Below are 18,967 nucleotides of genomic sequence, written 5' to 3'. Positions count from 1 at the left end.
TCTCAGTTTTTGGACTCTTTCTGTTTTTCCTTGGCTGCACTTTCACTTTTTTTTCGCGTTAATTTTTGTTTTTGTAATGCACAACACATCACACTTGCACACACCCAAACGTTGTATTTTTCTCCAAAATATTCGCAATATTCCAATAAAGTTGCGTCTGGGTAAATTTGAACCATTTCGGCTAATTCGCTCACGAAATCATCTAACCTACCCTTCATGGCTCCACCTTGCTTTTTAGGTTCTAGATGTCCTTGCACTCTATGAAGTTGGATTAGCTTTTGCACATAGCTTTTTGCTACACCAAATTGCACAGCAACCTTTCTTATTGAAGTACCACCCTTTTCGTAAGTATTTACTATTTTTTCTCGTAAATCGATTGAGTATGCTTTCATTTTAAGTCTTGATACACCAATATTATGTGTACCTCATTTACCTCGAAAGTGCTGTAAGTAATTATGTTTGCACACCAAATTCTTCTGGATCTACGCCCCAATTTACCCAGCTAATTGCTTCCCGCGCTGAGTTGATATTTGGTGGAACTCGCAAGGCGTGAATAAACCCTGTGCTAGGGCAAGTCATCTTTAATAAATAAATCGGCTCGATATCCACATTTTTATCAATTCTTAATAGTGTATATTCTTGCCAGTTGTCTAATTCAATAGCTTGTAGTTCTTGGCAGATTCTAGCGTAACCGATACCCTCAATTAATACTCGCCGTAGTTCGGCGTTTTCCTCTGATAAAAGCCATTGAGATTGCCATTGTTGCGGGTGGATTTTACCGTATTTTTCAGGCAAGGTTACGCCGTGGTAGGAGTAAAGACTATATCCATCGGTAAATTCAATGGCTGGTTCGCCTTCAGCGTGGAGACGATTTTCATTATCGAAGCGCAGGTGAAGGGGGCGATCGCAGACAAGACAAATGTTTTTACCTGCGAAAATCCAGCCGCACTCTTTGACTACTGACTCAAAAGAACTCCATTTAACTCGATCGTACACACAATTCAAAACCGAAATACAAAAATCATTGAAACTTGCACCGCAAGCTAATATTTCATATTCAATGCAGTCATCCTTGGCATTTTCTACTTCAAGTTGTAGTTGACTTTCCAGTTCTCTATCTAATTCGCTCCATAATTCCCAGCAATGGTTACAATTATTTATACTATTCTCTAGTTTCGTTTTTAATTCAAACCTCAGTAGAGAATTAAGTTCGCGATCAATTTGTTTATATAATTCATCCTCTAGATCGTGACATACGTTTGCAGGCGGTAGTTCATAAATACATAATTCCCCCCACAGATCCGAACCATCCCAATCGCTACCAAGTTCTTGTGATAATTTGCTTAAAGTAGTTATCAAAGCAGCATTCGGGCTATCATAAAAAACTATCTTAGGTTCTTCCATACCAATCAAAACATAAGTAGCTTTGATCGCTTCCGCAGCTTTTTCACGATCGATTCTCTCAGTTGAAAGTGCGATCGCTCTCCACTTCTCTCGATAAACTGGAATCAAAGCCTCTTGCTCAGGCGTTAACTTTTCAATCAGCGACATAACGCCAACCTTCAGGCTCGTATTCTCGCTGAATTTTCACCATCCAGTCACCTTGGGGAATAGAAATAGCTTTATGCTCCTCATGAGCTAGCAATGCCGAATCAGAAAACACACGTAAATAGAGTGTGCTATCTTTTTCGTATAATTCCGCATTGCCCTCAGTAATCTGATGTTTATGACCCGTAACTTCGCCTTCTGCCAAAGTTAAGTGAGGTATTTTTTGTCCTTCAACCTGCTGCACAGGTAGTAAGATAACATCACCCTGACGAATTGGTTGCATGGTTTTGCTTTCCTGACATAAGTATAAATGCTATTTCGCTTTTGCTCTCAAGTTTGATTTAATTTTGGCACAAGCTCTATTAAAGTCGGGCATTGGGCATTGGTAAATTCAATAATTATTCTTCCCTTGCTCCCCTCCTTTCTCATCTCTCATTCCCCATACTCTATGCCCCATGCCCCATGCCCAATTAAAAGATATTTTGAAAACTATAGTCGCCAATTATGCGTTAGATAAGTTAAAGATTGAAATAGCTGGAAATTCAAACCCAGCGTATCCTCATTTATCCTCTGGGACAGACTGGGCATTAAGTTCAGCGGATTTTTTCCCAAACAGGCAGTTTATGTGAGGATTAAATCACCGCCCTAAGCGTGACCATTTATCTTGACAATTTGTAAAAGTTACCTCAATTTGACTGTTTAGCTTAGTAGCTCTTGTTTTTATTGAAATTTCCATGTCAACTCTCGTCATCGTCGAATCTCCAACAAAAGCTCGTACCATTCGCAACTACCTGCCATCAGGCTATCGGGTGGAGGCGTCTATGGGTCATGTGCGTGACCTGCCCCAGTCGGCTAGTGAAATTCCCGCTGCCGTCAAAGGGGAATCATGGGCACAGCTAGGGGTAAATGTGGACGCCGACTTTGAACCGGTATATGTTGTCCCGAAAGACAAAAAGAAAATTGTTACCCAGCTCAAAGATGCCCTCAAGGATGTAGATGAACTGATTCTGGCAACGGACGAAGACCGGGAAGGTGAAAGCATTAGTTGGCATTTATACCAATTGCTGAAGCCGAAAGTTCCGACTAAGCGGATGGTGTTTCACGAAATTACCCAAGAGGCAATTAAAAAAGCTCTGAAAGACTGCCGCAATATTGATGAGCAGTTGGTTCGCGCTCAAGAAACCCGGCGAATTTTAGATCGGCTGGTGGGCTATACCCTTTCTCCCTTGCTATGGAAAAAAATCGCCTGGGGATTATCTGCTGGGCGAGTGCAATCTGTAGCCGTGCGACTTTTAGTCACTAAGGAACGCCAACGCCGCGCTTTCCGTGAGGGTACGTACTGGGATTTGAAAGCTAGTTTGTCAAAGGAAAAAACCCCCTTTGCTGCCCAGTTGGTAACACTGGGAGGAACCAAAATTGCTAACGGCAGCGATTTTGATGCCGCAACCGGACAAATTATCGCAGGTCGTAATGTCTTGTTGCTCAATGAAGAACAAGCGGTAGCTCTCAAGGAACGCTTAACTGGGAAAACCTGGAATGTTAACGACATCGAAGAACGCCCAGTGACGCGCAAACCGTCGCCACCGTTCACCACCTCGACACTGCAACAAGAATCTAACCGGAAACTGCGTCTCTCAGCCCGTGACACGATGCGGGTTGCCCAGAATTTGTACGAGCAAGGGTATATTACCTATATGCGGACAGATTCGGTGCATTTGTCAGACCAGGCGATCGCAGCTGCTCGCAGTTGTGTAGAAAAGCTCTACGGTCAACAATACCTCAGTCCCCAACCCCGGCAATACACCACCAAATCCAAAGGCGCACAAGAGGCGCACGAAGCAATTCGTCCAGCGGGTAGCACCTTCCGCACCCCCCAAGAAACTGGTTTGGGCGGTCGGGAACTTGCCGTTTACGATTTGATTTGGAAGCGGACTGTTGCTTGTCAAATGGCTGATTCCCGGCAAACTCAAATTACGGTGCAATTGCAAGTCGAGGATGCTGGATTCCGTTCTTCTGGCAAACGGATTGAATTTCCCGGATACTTACGTGCCTACGTCGAAGGTTCAGACGACCCAGAAGCAGCACTGGAAGACCAGGAAGTAATTTTACCAAATCTAAAAGTGGGCGATCGTCCCGATTGTACAGAGCTAGAAGCAGTTGGGCACGAAACCCAACCACCAGCAAGATACACCGAAGCAACTTTAGTGAAAACTTTAGAAAGCGAAGGTATCGGTCGTCCCAGTACCTACGCCAGCATCATTGGCACGATCGTTGACAAAGGTTATGCCCATTTAGTGAGTAACGCTCTTGTTCCTACCTTCACTGCTTTTGCCGTCACTGACTTGCTGGAAAAACATTTCCCGGATGTTGTCGATCCCAGTTTTACCTCGAAGATGGAGCAAACCCTGGATGACATTGCCACAGGTGAAGCGAAATGGCTACCCTACTTGCAGCAATTCTATCTGGGAGACAAAGGACTGGAAACACTGGTAAAAGAGCAGGAAAGTCAGATTGATGCCACCAAAGCGAGGACTGTAGAACTAGAAAATTTAGATGCCAAAGTCCGCATTGGGAAATATGGCCCCTACATTGAAGTCGAAAACGGTGAAGGGGTGATCACTGCCTCAATTCCCAAAGACTTGACACCAGCCGACCTCGACCCCAAACAGGTAGAAGTATTGCTGCGGCAAAAAATCACAGGCCCTGACCAGGTAGGCCGCCATCCCGAAACTGGCGAACCGATTTATGTAAAAATTGGTGCTTATGGGCCTTATGTGCAATTGGGTGACAAAACCGACGAAAACCCCAAACCGAAACAAGCCTCCCTACCCAAAGGTGTTACCCCAGAAACCGTTACCCTGGAAATGGCTGTTGGTCTATTGGCACTACCCCGGACATTAGGAGTTCATCCAGTTACTGGCGGCAAAATCCAAGCAAGTTTGGGACGCTTTGGCCCTTATGTGGTTCATGACCAGGGTAAGGAGGGGAAAGACTATCGCTCCCTGAAAGCTGCTGACAATGTATTGACAATTAACCTAGAGCGTGCATTAGAACTGCTATCCGAACCGAAAAAGGGGCGCAGTTCCACCAACAGCAAGTCAAAGGCAGCTTTACGCGAATTGGGTACGCATCCAGATGACGGGGAAACAATTAACATCTACGATGGCCCCTATGGTCCTTACATCAAGCATGGCAAAACTAATGTCAGTATCCCAGAAGGTCAAACGGTAGAAGATGTAACCCTGGCGGTGGCGCTGAACTTGTTGGCAGCTAAGACATCGACAGGAAAATCGACTCGCAAAACGAGTAAATCAACGACTTCCAAATCTAAGTCAACTGCGAAATCATCAACAACCGCTGCCAAGAAAAAGGGTACAGAAAACTAGTGATAAGTCAAACAATTTTGGATTTTAGATTTACGCTAGTGTAGCATTAGCGACAAAGGCGTGTCTTTGAGATTTATTTCGCCCATAACGGGCAAGACATGAATCTCAAAATTCTCTTAATCCACAATCTAAAATCTAAAATTCCTACTCAATAGTCTATCTAAAGTCCGATTTTTAACTCTTGACCCTTGATATCCATCCTTGATAGGATACAGTTCATTAGGTTCAAGTGTGATACTCTAAAAAGTAAGGGAAAACACAACGCTAAATTTTAGAAGTGGCTTATGTCCCAAATGCGGGATTGTGTATCAGCCCGATTGGAAGCCAGAGGTGCGAAAGTATGTTTTTTTCTGCGTACCTGTTAATCAAAAATTGAGGTAGTATCTCAGGAGCGGTCAGTTCATGGACTATATAGAAAAGGTGCTGGAAAAGCTTAAGGAATTAGCTCGTAGGTTAATTGAAAGCCTATTAGGGCCAGAGGCTGAACCGGAACCGGAACTGATTCCGATTCCTGTGAACGATCGCTCTCGGCGTCGCCAGTAACCCCACAGTGGTATCGACGTTGCAATCCTTAAGTATTCTGGCACTGCATGGGCCAAACTTAAATTTGCTAGGACAGCGAGAACCAGGAATTTATGGTTCGCTGACACTAGCTGAAATTAACCGCCTGTTAGAAGAAGAAGCATTCAAATTACAGGCGAAAGTTTTTCCTTTGCAGTCAAATCATGAAGGAATTTTGGTAGATAGTATTCATGGCGCGTTAGGGCAACATCAGGGAATTCTGATTAATGCAGGAGCATACACCCACACAAGTGTGGCCTTGCGAGATGCGATCGCTGCTGTTAACTTGCCCACAGTGGAAGTACATCTGAGTAATATTTACCGCCGGGAAGAATTTCGCCATCATTCTTATATCGCCCCAGTTGCGATCGGGCAAATAAGTGGTTTTGGGGTTCAAAGTTACTTATTGGGCTTACAAGCTTTGATAAATCATTTAAGAGTTAGGAGTTAGGAGTTAGGAGTTAGGAGTTGGGAATTAGTAGTAGAGACGCGATTAATCGCGTCTATACAAGAGTTAGGAATTAGCAATCTCTCATTAACTCCTCACTCCTCACTACTCACTTTTAACTATATAATTCATGCGTTACTCTCCTATAAGTCGGTTTAAAGGAACTTTACTCGGAGCAATCCTGGGAGGAAGTTTAGCTTCTGGTGGTAAAGTACAGTTTGAGAGTTCCCTAGATTTAGGTAAAATGGCGATTCTGGGTATCCAGAGTTTGATTGCCTTGGGTAGATTAGATTTAGATAATTGGATAGAGCGTCAGCAAGAAGAATCTCCTCATTTAGTAGTAACTGATGACATCTCGATAAAAATAATTATTGCCACATTACCAGTAGCCCTCTTTTTCCACGAAAATCCGATTAAGCTGCGACAAAACTTGTTGCGTGTGCTGAAAATCTGGGAGGATGACCCAGTAATCAGGGATGGAACACTAGCAGTAGGATATGCGATCGCTCTTGCCCTAACTGAAAAACTTGACCCTCTAACTCTTATCCCACAAACAATTTCTTTTATCGGAGAAACACCGACATCAATCCCAAAAAAATTATTAAGAGTCCAGAATTTATTAGAGCAAGGAGCCGGATTATCAACGACCCAAGCTGAGTTTGCTAAGGAAGAAAAACTTAGTAACACTATTGCTATGGCATTTTACTGCTTTTTGAGTACCTTAGAAGACTTTCGCCTGACAGTTTTACAGGCTACTCACAATCGCAATTCTCAACAAGATGCTACGCTTCTAAATTCACAGGCTACAGGTGCAATTACTGGTGCTTTGTCGGGAGCATATAACGGCATAGGCGGAATTCCCGTAAATTGGCAAGTCTTGCTCTTGCAGAGGAATTCTCCAGTATGGGGACTAACTAGCTTTTCTCAAGTGTTAGAATTGACCGATGCATTTGTAGGGGTATGGTCAGGAGTGTATAATCTTACCTTAAACCCAAAAGAGTTAACAGAGGAGGGATGTGAAATGGCTTTGCTTTCAGTTTACGCAGCTCCTCGCGTTATTCGGTCGCGTTAATCTTAAATTAACCAGATAAGGGGTTAAAGCTAGGCAAACTTCCGCCACAGTTGTATTAATTTCATATACTAGTATTTTTCAGTAAACCCTTGGACTGATTCTGTAGCTAACTATTGTGGTAAATCAGCAATAAAAAAGCCGCACCATCTAGTTACAACCGTCGCAGATCGAACTTTCCTGATGATTGTCTTTTTTGAACTATCAAAGTCGGCAATTGCAGGTAGAGATAATGAAAATGCATAAATTTTTGCAGTTCTTGAACCAGCAATTGACTCACTGGCGGCGACAGTACAAAACACTACGCCGTAAAGGAAAGTTAATGAGAAGTCCCAAAGGTAAAACCCATAGAAGGAAACTTCTAAGGACTATGCTCAAGAATGTATTTCTGTTTTTATCAAAAACCAATGAGAAAAGCGAACGCCGAAAACAAGAAAGAGCGCTAAGGTCAAAGGCAAAATCTGTCAACATTAAGAGTAGTATTTGTACAGTCGCTTTAGATTGGGCATATAAACAGCGTTACTCGGTGATTCTGGCGATCGCTGTAGTGTCTCTTACAGGTATTATTGGGCATAAATTATACAATCAGACTCAACTCAAAGTAGGACATCCTGCGCCCCAAACGATTACAGCGCCTTACACAGCTAGCATCGAAGATCAGAAAAAAACCGAAGCCGAGCGCAAAGCCGTCAGCACAAGCTCCTTACAGGTATTGATGCTTGATGCGCGAATCAACGAAAAAATCAACGAAAATTTGCAACAACTTCTAGATGATGGCAACGAAATTCGCGCTGTTGCTGGAGCTTTTCCTTTTTTCGATCCTGTAGTTTTATCCATCTCCACCCAACGTTACCTCCGCTCTTGTTCTGAGTCGGAATGGCAAGCAGTGCTATCGGCTGTAGAAAATAGTAAAAATCAGCAGCAGAAAAGAATCGGACAAACCACCCCAGCTGCACCCAATCAGAAACGGCAACCACGCATCACATCCAAATCTGATTCCCAGAGTCTACAAAAGACACAGCCAGTAGATTTTTCTCAAAACACTGATTTTACTCAAGCTGTAGCAGAACTAGAATCTTACCGTCTCACAACTCCAGAGAAAAGCTTGTCCTTAGTGATTGCCGAAATTTCCCAAACACGTCAAAGATACATCCAAGCCACTACCAAACTTTTAAAGTTAGAGACTGTTACCCCCGAAGCAGTATATGAAGAATCTCTACTTTTGGATTTATCAGATGTGGAATGGGAAAAAACCCAAATAGGAATCCATCAAAGTATAGAGCGGATTCTCACCCAAGGCATTCCACAGGGACTGCCAAAAAATATCTTGCAAGATGCGGTGAGTTTACAATTACAGACTTTTGTACCAGAATCCGCTGAAACTTTGGCAAAGAATCTGTTGTTAGCTGTACTCAAGCCGAATCTGCAAAAGGATGAAGAACAAACCAGACAAAATGCTCAAAAGGCGGCGGCTGGAGTGCCACCCGTGATGGTGAAAGTACGGCAGGGTGAGGTGATTGTCAAAAAAGGAGCGCAGATTACTGCATGGGACTTTGAGGTACTGGAGCATTATCATTTGATTCGTCGGGAGGTAAAGTGGCAGGAATTGGTGAAGTTGGGAGGCGCGATCGCGATCGCGATTGGCATTTTTGTCTGGGTAGAACGCCATATTGATTACGAATTGCGACAACGCGATCGCCTGTTGGTGTTATTGCTAACTCTGAGTGTGCCAGGAGTAATCGTCATTGGATTGCCCTATACCACTTGGAGCGCCCTTGGTTTATTGTTGGGAAGCTTTTACGGCCCCACTTTGGGGTTGACAGTTGTCGGCCTGCTGTGGCCGATATTAGGCATTAGTTTGGATATGAGCAAGGCTGCGCTTTTAGCTGGGGTTGGGGGAGGAATATTAGGTAGTTACATCGCCCAACGATTGCGATCGCGTGAAGAGTTGGCATTATTAGGCGTTGCGATCGCCTTAACTCAGGGTGGCATTTACCTGTTTGTTAAAATCTTAATTGGTCAAGTATTTGGTTCAACTTGGTATATTGTCTTCCAAGAAGCGGGATTATTTGCTTTATCCGGCTTAGGCTGGAGTGTTATCGCCTTGGGTTTGAGTCCTTATCTAGAAAAAGTTTTTGATTTAGTTACCCCAATTCGTCTAGCAGAACTGGCTAACCCTAATCGCCCTTTATTAAAACGACTCGCTACTGAAACTCCGGGAACTTTCCAACATACCTTACTTGTGGCTACTCTTGCTGAAGCTGCTGCCAAAGAATTAGGATGCAATGTTGAACTAGTCAGGGCTGGTACATTATATCACGATATTGGTAAAATGCACGACCCTCTTGGCTTTATTGAAAATCAAATGGGTGGGCCGAATAAACACGATACAGAGATTAAAGATCCTTGGAAAAGTGCAGAAATTATCAAAAAGCACGTAACTGAAGGGTTGGTAATGGCGCGCAAACACCTTTTACCTACGGCGATTCAAGCTTTTATTCCAGAGCATCAGGGAACGATGCTGATTGCTTATTTCCATCACCAAGCCCAGCAAATGGCTCAGGAAGATCCAAGTTTAACTGTAGACGACGCAGATTTTCGCTACGATGGGCCAATTCCCCAGTCACGGGAAACCGGGATTGTCATGTTAGCAGATTCTTGTGAAGCAGCGCTGCGATCGCTGCAAGTATCGGCTAAATCTGTGGGAGAAAAGCGATCGGTTAAAGATGTCTCCACAGAACAAGCTTTAGCAATGCTAAATAATATCCTGCGTGCCAAGTGGCAAGACAATCAACTCGTAGATTCAGGATTAAAACGGGAAGAGATGTCACAAATTGCCCAGATATTTGTGGATGTTTGGGAGCAATTTCATCACAAACGCATTGCTTATCCGAAGTTAAAGGCTAGTAGCACTGGGCGGAATTCGTAATGCGATGTCTATGCCTACGCACACCTGCTAATAATGTTGTTAAGAGGTTTTTTTTTGAGGTGCGATCGTAGTTTCAATTTGTACCATTTAGTCGATATGTCTCAGATTTTGCAGCAGAAGTAGAACTTTCACCTTTTCTAGCAAGTTCAGCCATCCATTTTTTAGTTTTAAATATTCCGTTCATCAAAGCTTCCTCTGGTGGGAACCTAACTGCGCTTTACAATTAAGTAGATACTGTAGCTAATTACTGCTGGAGGTACTCAAATATGCGGCAGCTAAAATCCGCCGAGTCAATGCCTGGTAGCTATGGCTTGCCCATCTTGGGGGAGACTTTAGAAATATTTCGGGATTTAGAACTGTATCTATGGCGAAGATTCCAGCAGCATGGTTCAGTTTTTAAAACGAGCCTCATGGGGCGTAAACGTGCTTATTTAATTGGCCCTGATGCTAATCGGCTGGTGCTGGTGGAACAGGCGGAAAATATGTCGTCGCGGATCGGGTGGTATTTCTTAGAATCAACATTTGGCAACAATATTTTATTACAAGATGGGGAAGAACATCGCCTAACTCGTCGCTTAATGTATCCAGCATTTCACGGCAAAGCGATCGCTCCAGTTCGTCAGCCTTCTAAAGTTAAAGATACTCTACAAGCATATATTGAGCCTTTGGTGATAAAGCATCCCTTAAAGAGTTAAATTTCTACATGACTGAAAATAGCTGTCTAGTAAGCATGGTAATTATTAGATGGTAAACCTAGTATGTCAACCAAGTGCTACGCTACAGTTAGCAAGCTTGAGAGGCAATTATGACTGCCCTGATTCTGAACCTCAGCCCCACCATTGAACTAACAGATGAGCAGTTCTTCCAACTGTGTCAGAATAATCGAGATTTGCGACTTGAGCGCACAGCAGAAGGAGAATTAATTATCATGCCACCAACTGGATGGGAAAGTGGAAATCGTAATTCAAAACTAACAGCCCGGTTAGAGTTTTGGGCTGATGCTGATGGCACAGGTTTGACTTTTGATTCTTCAACGGGTTTTAAACTCCCCAATGGCGCAAATCGCTCTCCAGATGCATCTTGGGTCAGCCGAGAGCGATTAGAAGCCCTGAATCCAGACCCCGACAAATTTCTACCACTCGCTCCAGATTTTGCGGTAGAATTACGCTCTGCTTCAGACAGCTTAAAGACAGTGCAACAAAAAATGCAGGAGTACATTGACAACGGTGTGCGTTTAGGATGGCTGATCGATCCGCAAAACCAACAGGTGGAAATTTACCGTCCAGGACAGGAAGTTGAGATTTTGCGATCGCCTACTAGCTTATCAGGAGAGGATGTATTACCTGGATTGGTGCTGGATTTAGCACAGATTTTGAGTTAGGCGATCGCTTTTTACTCACATCTCTTCTCAAAAGGCGATTGCTCAATTTCACTCATTTCAAAATCGGCAGAACTTGCAACTCTAATGTAATACAAATTTACAGAAAAATTAATATTGACTTAATACTAAAAACACTGATTGCAATAACCCCACAACCAAACCCAAAATACCACCTAAAGTCACAATTGCTTGCAATTCATTTTTGACAATTCCCTCAATTGCAGCTTCTAAATCAGCAGGTGAAGTTGATTTTACACGATCGACTATCACTTGATCTATTGACAAAATCGGAATTGCTTGCGCCACAATTGCTTCTAAATCTTTTTCCAAATACTTCTCTAAAATTAAAGCCAATTCTTGACTCATGACTTCTAAAGAAGTACTGACAACTGGTGAAGTACTAACACGATTCAGCAGGACTACAGCAATATTTTCCCAATCAACAGAATCAGTTAATCCTTGTAAAAAATCGCTGCCACTATTTTGCAGGTAATGGCGGACACTTTCGCGGGTGGTTTTTCGGAGTTGACGAACCGTACCCATTGGCAAGTTTTGTAATGATAAATTTTGCAGTAATTTGCGAATGCGATCGCGCATTTGCAAATCTTGAGTCAATTCCTGCAAGCGAGTATTAGCAACCTCTTTTTCATCCAAACAAAAAGTTCGTAGCCGTGTAAGAGTATTACGTAAGCCAAACAAATTTGCTACTACCCAATAAGTTCCACTGGTTTTTTCGCGGAAGCCTTCATCGATAATTTGAATTGTGCGATCGGTCAAAAAATCAACTATCGTTTGGCGTAAAAGATCCGGCGGTAAAACTACTTGCAACAACCAATCAGCAAGCCGTGTAGCTTGTTCTTCACTCAGTTGAAATTCCAGCAATATCTGGTCAAAAATTTGATTTATCTGCGCTTCTAAAAAATCTTCACGCCGCGCTAAAACCTTAAGCAATCGTGGCAAAGATTCCCCTAGTAAATCCCGCAAAATTCCCGCTACAATTTTGGCACTTTTCTCGTTTTTATCTGTTTTGATTTGTTCAATTGCTAATCGCAACAACCAAAGAATCGCTGATTGCACGCGTTCTGTTTGCAACAAACGCCGCGCCAGATTTTGCAATTCTTGCGGTGTCAAAAGTGACCCCATGATTGTTTTAGAAATGTTCAAAGCCAAACGTTCCTGGTTGCGGGGAATCAATCCAGGGGTGAAGGGTACTCTTCGTCCAGCAATATAAATTGCTTGGTAAGGACGGAACAACATTTTAATGGCTATATCATTTGTGAAATAGCCAATAATTCCACCCAGTACCGGGGGAGACACATAAAGCCAAAGATGAGACCAGTCCAAGGGAAGAATTAAAAAAGTTAAGAGTTAGGAGAGACGCGATTAACCCTTGTCTGTACAAGAGTCAGGAGTTAAAAGTTAGGAGTTAAGAGTTAGGAGTTAGGAGTTAACAGTAGAGACGCGATTAACCCTTGTCTTTAGAAGAGTTAGGAGTTAGAAATGATAAATTTTAAATGAGAATTTATCACTACTGATAATTCATAACTTTTAACTAATAACTCCTAACTTACTAAGCACTAGCACTCCCATCATACCGTTCGCAATGGGGTAGTGTGTGGCAACTGCAAAACCAACTTGATGAGCTAACTCTATTTGCTCTTTACCGATGGGAAAGCGATCTAAGCTGGGACTGATGTAAGCATATTCTTCTTTTAAGCCTAAATAATTGGCAACTGGTACCACAAAATTGTCCAAATACCACTGTTGAAAGGCGCGTAGCTGAGGATTACTCGGTCGATGAAAGTCTAAAATTGCGGCTTTAGCTCCCGGTTTCAAAACACGGTATAACTCTTGGAGACTGCGGGGAATATCTTTAACATTTCTTAAACCATAGCCCATTGTTGCAGCATCAAATTGGTTGTCGTCAAAGGGTAAATTCAGGACATCAGCTTCTACCCAGGTGATAGCAGGTTGCGGGTACTGCCAATACGAGCGTTCTTTAGCTTTTTCTAGCAGGTTTTGGGAAAAATCCACTCCATACACCTGTCCTGTTGCTCCGATACGCCGTGCTAAACGTAAAGCTAAATCACCACTACCGCAACACAAATCTAATGCAGTATCTCCTGGTTTAACTGCACTCCATTTTACTGCCATTTCCTTCCAGATTCGATGCTGTCCCAGACTCAACCAATCGTTCAACTGGTCATAAACTGGAGCAATACGGTTAAAAATGGACTGAATTTCGTTAGTCATTGGTCAATAAGTCATTGATCGTTAGTCATTCGTCATTTGCCAAAGATAAAGGACAAATGACTAATGACAACTACACAATACCTTAATGGGCGTGACTACTAGTCAGAGCGATCGCTACCAGTTGCGCTGATAAATTAATTAGCACCAATTCATCTTCTCGCAAAGTGCAAGGTTGTTTCCACTGTAGCGACAATACACCTAAAAGTTGATTGCGGTAGCTAATTGGGATGACTAAGTGTGCTTGCACGCCCGTATTTTGGTAGTGAATTGCATCAACTAATTTAGTGTCTTTAAGTACATTTAAGGAAACTTGCATTTGTCCTGTAGCGATCGCTTCCTTGGTTAGTGGGTCAAGAGATAGCCAATTTTCTATTGTACCTGTATAGCTATAAGTTCCTTGAGTTGCAACCAGAGTTTTTCCATCTGTAAGTTGTAAAATACAGCCGTCTGCCCCAAAAGTTTCACTCACAGCCCTAGCAATGGGAGCGAGAGTTTCTTCTAAGCTAGAAGCGGCTTGAGTTACCTGTACCAAAACACTCAGTAACGCCATTTGAGCATGAGCGCGGCGTAATTCTTCTGTACGTTGCTTAAGCAAGTCGTAGGTTTCGGCTGCTCTTTGCACTACTGCCTTCAGTTCCCCTGGGTCCCAAGGCTTGGTAATATATTTGTAGACTTGTCCGGCATTAATTGCTTCTACCAAGTCTTCTATATCAGTAAATCCAGTGAGAATTATTCTTACTGTATCGGGAAACTGAGGTACAGTTTTGCTGAGAAATTCAGTCCCTTTCATTTCTGGCATCCGTTGATCGGAGATAATCACCGCTACCTCCCCTTCTGCCGCCAAAACTTGTAGAGCGTTCACCCCACTATCAGCTTTTAGAACATTAAAGTCACGTCGAAATGTGCGATAAAGTAAATCGAGATTATCTGGCTCATCGTCAACTACCAGTATTTTCAGCTTTTTTGGTCGTTCGAGAGTCATAACTTGAGATTGGACTTTATCAATTTCGAGATTGGGTTTATCCATAAGATTTTCCTTTAAATATTCACTCTCTTGTTATATTCCATACCAAGTTTAGTTGAGAATAGCCAAAAATCGCCAAGGGTTTATACGGAGTTATTTTGCATATTTGAGAACGCTAATAGTGAGCGCTACAGAGGAAATTTATCTGCCCAAATATCTGAAAAAATGTTCCACTAGAAAAACTAACTAAATCAGCAAAACTATGACAGTTTTGATTGTGGATGAGGTGTAAGTCTGGGTATAGATTAGAATAATACTTGCTCATGAGGTGTTAATTAACCTCTCAAGTTGAAGCTTGCACTCCGATTATGACTGATCTACCACCCAACACTCAGAATCCCGAAGATAATGCTAACAATGATGTAGCACAAGAGTTACTGCGAAGACTGAGGCAAAAACAAGGCAACTGGGTGGAATGGGGAGCCGCGATCGCCTCGTTGCTAAAAATCGGTTACAACCCCCAAGAAATTTTTGAGGCGACTGGATTTGAGCCGATTCAACAAAACCAAGTGGTTGTTGGTTCTCAAGTTTACAATTCTTTGGAAAAGTTTGGAGTATCGCAAGAAACGCGATCGCACTATACTACACGTGGCAGCGATGTTTTATACGAGCTACGTTTACTTACTCAAGAAGAACGCGCCGCCGCTGCCGAACTGATATTTGCCCACAATGTTGATGCTGATGAGGCACGGGATATAGCAAAAGCAATTAAAGAGTTTTCCTATTTTCGCACTTTGCCAGAAGGGTTTTCTGCTCATCCTGGAGATGCGGTTGCTCACCAAGTTTGGAAACTAGCACGCCAAAATGCAGATTTACAACAGCGATCGCGCCTAATTGCCAAAGGTTTGCGTTTTGCTCATACGCCAGGTGCAAGGCAAAAAATCGAACAACTACTGACTGATTTTACTACTGTTCCTCAGCGTCCAGCGCCAATTTTACCGTTTTACCGCCTGGAATTTGAAGAACAGTTACCCCGAATTTTGCCTGTAGTAGGAGAGTTGCCATTATCACGCCAAGACTTGCAAGCTGTGCCCATAGTGACAGAAATTGAACCTTTTCGGATGGTCAAGTTTTCTGGAGAGCAAGCTTGGGTACCTTTACCTGGTTGGCAAGTACTATTGGCGGCAGAAGATCCAGTAGTGATTTTAGCAAATAGCGATCGCTTCCCCATCCAAACCCAAAGCCAAACAGAGCCAGTCTTAGTTGTCATAGATCGTGCCCAACGAGAATGGGATGCCTCCAGCTATTTTGTCGTTGAAAATGGTGGTGAATTAGATTTTCAATGGTTTGAAACTGAGCCAGAAATTCCTCTACTAGGACAAATTACGATCATTGTGCGTCCTAAGAGAATTCTGGATGAAGAATTAACTAAGGATTCATGGCAGATTGACGAATAAATTCAATTTTTGACGAGCTAACTGCGTAACACTCCTACGCCTGAAGGTGTGGGAGTGTTGGACATGAAACCAACTAAAGCAAAAATCTCAACACGCTTGAGTTAATGAAAATCGGAGGTTGGTTGAAGAACTAAACCCAACATTTTTGGCCATTTGTTGGGTTTGTCTTGATACCATTACTAGATAAGCAAGCTAAGCAGTTTACGGTTTTTGAAGCTAAGACCAACCGGATTGCAACAACTATATTATAGCGGTTATCGATTTGATAAGAATACCAAAGCCCTTACTGTAAAATCATTTCAGGAAAATTTTTGTTTTTCTTTTCACTCAACTGCATACCGCTATATAAAATGAAAATTATTAAAAAATTAAGTATTTTTTTGGTTATTTGAAATTTTACTGTATTTTCATATTTTATCACGATAATTAACTATTGAGAAAAAAATTCCGATTTTTTTCAATTTAGTTTCATCACAAAATAAAAGCAATAGATTTTCTGTTGACAGCTTAGTTTCATCACAAAATAAAGGCAATAGATTTTCTGTTGACAGCAATGACTTAAAGATTGTGTAACGTAACTATTACTCATTTGTAGCGAAACAAGGAATTTTCCAAAAATGTCTCTCACAAAACGTTGTTTGGCAGAATTTATCGGCACATTTTGGCTTGTTTTAGGTGGCTGTGGTAGTGCTGTTCTAGCCGCAGCCTACACAGCAGATGCTGCAAAAATCAGCGAGAATACTTCTTTTCCGTTGGGGATTGGATTAGTAGGTGTATCTTTGGCATTCGGGCTTACTGTCCTCACAGGGGTTTATGCTCTTGGTCATATTTCTGGTGGTCATTTCAATCCAGCTGTTTCCTTTGGATTGTGGGCAGGTAAGCGCTTTCCGGGATCTGACTTACTACCTTATATCGCCTCTCAAGTAATCGGTGCAGTTGTTGGTGCGGGCATTATCTACCTAATTGCTAGCGGCAAAGCTGGATTTACCCTGACTGGTTCCAACCCACTAGCTACCAACGGTTACGGTACTCATTCTCCAGGTAGTTACACACTATTTGCTTGTTTGATTACTGAAGTTGTGATGACTTTCATGTTTCTACTGATTATTCTGGGTGTGACTGATAGCCGCGCTCCTAAGGGATTTGCACCCCTAGCAATTGGTTTTGGACTCACCTTAATTCACCTAATTAGCATTCCTGTAACCAATACCTCGGTTAATCCTGCCCGTAGTACGGGAGTTGCTCTATTTGCAGGTGTAGAACTTTTTTCGCAAGTCTGGCTGTTTTGGATAGCTCCGATCTTGGGGGCTATTTTAGCAGGATGGTTGTATGTAGCCATCTTTAGTGAATCAACCGTAGGTGAACGGCAAAACGTCAAAGAGCTAGTCTAAAAGTCATTTTCAACTGTACCATCTGGCGCGATATTTCTGGTTTTACAGCAGCCGATCAAAACCACAGCCTGCCGTAGGCATCGCTTGAGATTTCATTTTTAGACTTCTTAACAATCCCCTGACTGAACAAATTAGCCAAGCGTTATTTGTTCAGTCAGGGGATTAAAAGAATGTTCAATTGCTCGCCCAGAAATTGCTTTTTAATGCCAGGATATTCTTGTGTTTTCCCACTTACAAAGACACTAATTAGTTTTGTGTGTCGCCTGAACCGGAAGAATGACCGTAGTCAGGCGCGATCGCTAGCCAATTATTCTTGCTCATAACCAACTTTAAGAACCAATATAAAATCAGTATTTATCGAGTTTCAAGCTAACTCTGTAAGCATGAATAGCTCTATAGTCATTGTCAAACTGTTGTGACAACAACTTCATTAATGTATTTCTTACTGCCACAACAACAGGATTCTCTAATTGAGCAACTTTTCCTATTAGTAAAGATTGTTCAACAATCTTTTTGGTGCGAACCAGCCGCCGCGATTCGTATTGGCGCAAAGCTGCTGCGGGATCTGAATGTTCTAGCAAACACTGAGTAACGACCAGCGCATCTTCAATTGCCATGCACGCCCCTTGTCCCATCGTTGGTAGAGTTGGGTGTGCGGCATCACCAAGTAACGTGATGTTTGAAAAGCTCCATTTGGGAATCGGTACACGGTCATAGAGATCAGTCTTCAAAATACTGGTTTCATCAGTTGCAGCAATGAGTTCAGGAATGGGGGTAGGCCAATCTTGAAACATTTCCTGAAGTTCTTGCTTGGGACCAACAGGTGCGTCGGATTGTCCTTCTGCGGCTTTGGATGCTACATACCAATACATTCGCCCTTTACCAATCGTCACAAATCCGAAGGCTTTGCCGGAACCCAGAAATTCACAAATGTATCCAGGTTTATAAGTGTTAGGTATGTAATTCGTCAGCCCTCGGTACGATGTCATCCCACGATAAATCGGTTTTACTTGACCAAACAGTTGCGATCGCACCTTTGATCTGAGTCCATCAGCTCCAATCAACACATCGCCTTCATCTGCTAAACCAGCAGTAAAATAGGCACGAACTTTGTTTCCAACTAGCTCGAAACGCTCAAATGTCTGACCCAAAACAAAATGCTCACTCGACAGTTTCCGCCAGAGCAGCGAGAGCAAATCAGCACGATGGATGGCTAAGGCTGGCACTTCAAAATGATTGATGCAGAGGTTCATTAATTCTTTGCCCATCTGGGAGAAGAACTGATAATTGGTAATTGGATTGCTCTGGCGTAACACATCGTCCAACACGCCTAACTCCTTTAGGACATGGGTAGCGTTTGCCCAAAGCGCGACTCCTGCCCCAACTTCGCGTAATGTTGCCGTGCGCTCGTAAACAATGGGTTCAAATCCAGCCCGGTAAAGAGCAAGCGCAGTTGCAGTGCCACCGATGCCGCCGCCAATCAAAATAATTTTCTTTGTTGTTAGTATCTTCATATAGCTATTAGCTAATTGGTTTGCAATTAAATATTTGTCACTACAGATAAACAACAATGATTTTTG

16 protein-coding genes are annotated in these 18,967 nt (G+C 42.7%); 9 read left to right on the top strand and 7 right to left on the bottom strand.

What is annotated here, in order from left to right:
• Positions 1–2: 2 nt before the first annotated feature.
• The 3 genes from NSTC731_RS14105 to NSTC731_RS14095 form a co-directional block, all read right to left on the bottom strand.
• Positions 3–392, bottom strand: coding sequence for a helix-turn-helix domain-containing protein (locus tag NSTC731_RS14105; RefSeq protein WP_445628212.1), 390 nt, complete (start codon positions 390–392; stop codon positions 3–5).
• Positions 393–453: 61 nt separating this feature from the next.
• On the bottom strand, positions 454–1,551 hold the full coding sequence (locus NSTC731_RS14100; RefSeq protein ID WP_445631353.1) for a DUF6745 domain-containing protein: 1,098 nt from the start codon (positions 1,549–1,551) through the stop codon (positions 454–456).
• Positions 1,538–1,831 (bottom strand): hypothetical protein, encoded by a 294-nt coding sequence (locus tag NSTC731_RS14095; protein WP_445631352.1) that lies wholly within the window; start codon positions 1,829–1,831, stop codon positions 1,538–1,540. The genes NSTC731_RS14100 and NSTC731_RS14095 overlap by 14 nt, the downstream gene beginning before the upstream one ends.
• A 451-nt stretch (positions 1,832–2,282) precedes the next feature.
• Here NSTC731_RS14095 and topA point away from each other — a divergent pair, with 451 nt between their 5' ends.
• The 7 genes from topA (at position 2,283) to NSTC731_RS14060 (ending at position 11,322) form a co-directional block, all read left to right on the top strand.
• Positions 2,283–4,934, top strand: coding sequence for a type I DNA topoisomerase (gene topA, locus NSTC731_RS14090; RefSeq protein ID WP_445631351.1), 2,652 nt, complete (start codon positions 2,283–2,285; stop codon positions 4,932–4,934).
• Between the two features lie 402 nt (positions 4,935–5,336).
• A complete protein-coding gene (locus NSTC731_RS14085) occupies positions 5,337–5,477 on the top strand; it encodes a hypothetical protein (RefSeq protein ID WP_445631350.1) in 141 nt (46 codons plus the stop codon).
• 19 nt (positions 5,478–5,496) lie between these two features.
• Positions 5,497–5,946 (top strand): type II 3-dehydroquinate dehydratase, encoded by a 450-nt coding sequence (gene aroQ / locus NSTC731_RS14080; RefSeq protein ID WP_445632091.1) that lies wholly within the window; start codon positions 5,497–5,499, stop codon positions 5,944–5,946.
• A gap of 127 nt (positions 5,947–6,073) precedes the next feature.
• On the top strand, positions 6,074–7,015 hold the full coding sequence (locus NSTC731_RS14075; RefSeq protein ID WP_445631349.1) for an ADP-ribosylglycohydrolase family protein: 942 nt from the start codon (positions 6,074–6,076) through the stop codon (positions 7,013–7,015).
• A gap of 229 nt (positions 7,016–7,244) precedes the next feature.
• Entirely contained in the window at positions 7,245–9,941 is a 2,697-nt protein-coding gene (locus tag NSTC731_RS14070; RefSeq protein WP_445631348.1) for an HD family phosphohydrolase, read from the top strand.
• 266 nt (positions 9,942–10,207) lie between these two features.
• Positions 10,208–10,636, top strand: a complete 429-nt coding sequence (locus NSTC731_RS14065; RefSeq protein WP_445631347.1) for a cytochrome P450 — start codon at positions 10,208–10,210, stop codon at positions 10,634–10,636.
• Between the two features lie 110 nt (positions 10,637–10,746).
• The gene (locus NSTC731_RS14060; protein WP_445631346.1) at positions 10,747–11,322 is read left to right on the top strand and encodes a Uma2 family endonuclease; all 576 of its coding nucleotides are present in this window, start codon (positions 10,747–10,749) and stop codon (positions 11,320–11,322) included.
• A 108-nt stretch (positions 11,323–11,430) separates the two neighbouring features.
• On the opposite strand, the gene NSTC731_RS14055 is transcribed toward NSTC731_RS14060, so the two are convergent.
• From NSTC731_RS14055 to NSTC731_RS14045, 3 genes are all read right to left on the bottom strand, one after another.
• Entirely contained in the window at positions 11,431–12,666 is a 1,236-nt protein-coding gene (locus tag NSTC731_RS14055; protein ID WP_445631345.1) for a DUF445 domain-containing protein, read from the bottom strand.
• Positions 12,667–12,870: 204 nt separating this feature from the next.
• Positions 12,871–13,575: a bifunctional demethylmenaquinone methyltransferase/2-methoxy-6-polyprenyl-1,4-benzoquinol methylase UbiE gene (gene ubiE, locus NSTC731_RS14050; protein ID WP_445631344.1), complete on the bottom strand. Its 705-nt coding sequence runs from the start codon at positions 13,573–13,575 to the stop codon at positions 12,871–12,873.
• 82 nt (positions 13,576–13,657) lie between these two features.
• On the bottom strand, positions 13,658–14,602 hold the full coding sequence (locus tag NSTC731_RS14045; protein WP_445631343.1) for a response regulator: 945 nt from the start codon (positions 14,600–14,602) through the stop codon (positions 13,658–13,660).
• Between the two features lie 305 nt (positions 14,603–14,907).
• Here NSTC731_RS14045 and NSTC731_RS14040 point away from each other — a divergent pair, with 305 nt between their 5' ends.
• A complete protein-coding gene (locus tag NSTC731_RS14040; protein WP_445631342.1) occupies positions 14,908–15,996 on the top strand; it encodes a RuBisCO accumulation factor 1 in 1,089 nt (362 codons plus the stop codon).
• A 617-nt stretch (positions 15,997–16,613) separates the two neighbouring features.
• A complete protein-coding gene (aqpZ, locus tag NSTC731_RS14035; RefSeq protein WP_445631341.1) occupies positions 16,614–17,387 on the top strand; it encodes an aquaporin Z in 774 nt (257 codons plus the stop codon).
• Between the two features lie 347 nt (positions 17,388–17,734).
• Here aqpZ and NSTC731_RS14030 read toward each other — a convergent pair whose 3' ends face one another.
• Positions 17,735–18,901, bottom strand: coding sequence for an FAD-dependent monooxygenase (locus NSTC731_RS14030; protein WP_445631340.1), 1,167 nt, complete (start codon positions 18,899–18,901; stop codon positions 17,735–17,737).
• Positions 18,902–18,967 lie beyond the last annotated feature (66 nt).

It is taken from the genome of Nostoc sp. DSM 114167, from assembly GCF_052692655.1.
This window is presented reverse-complemented; position numbering and strand designations above follow the sequence as displayed.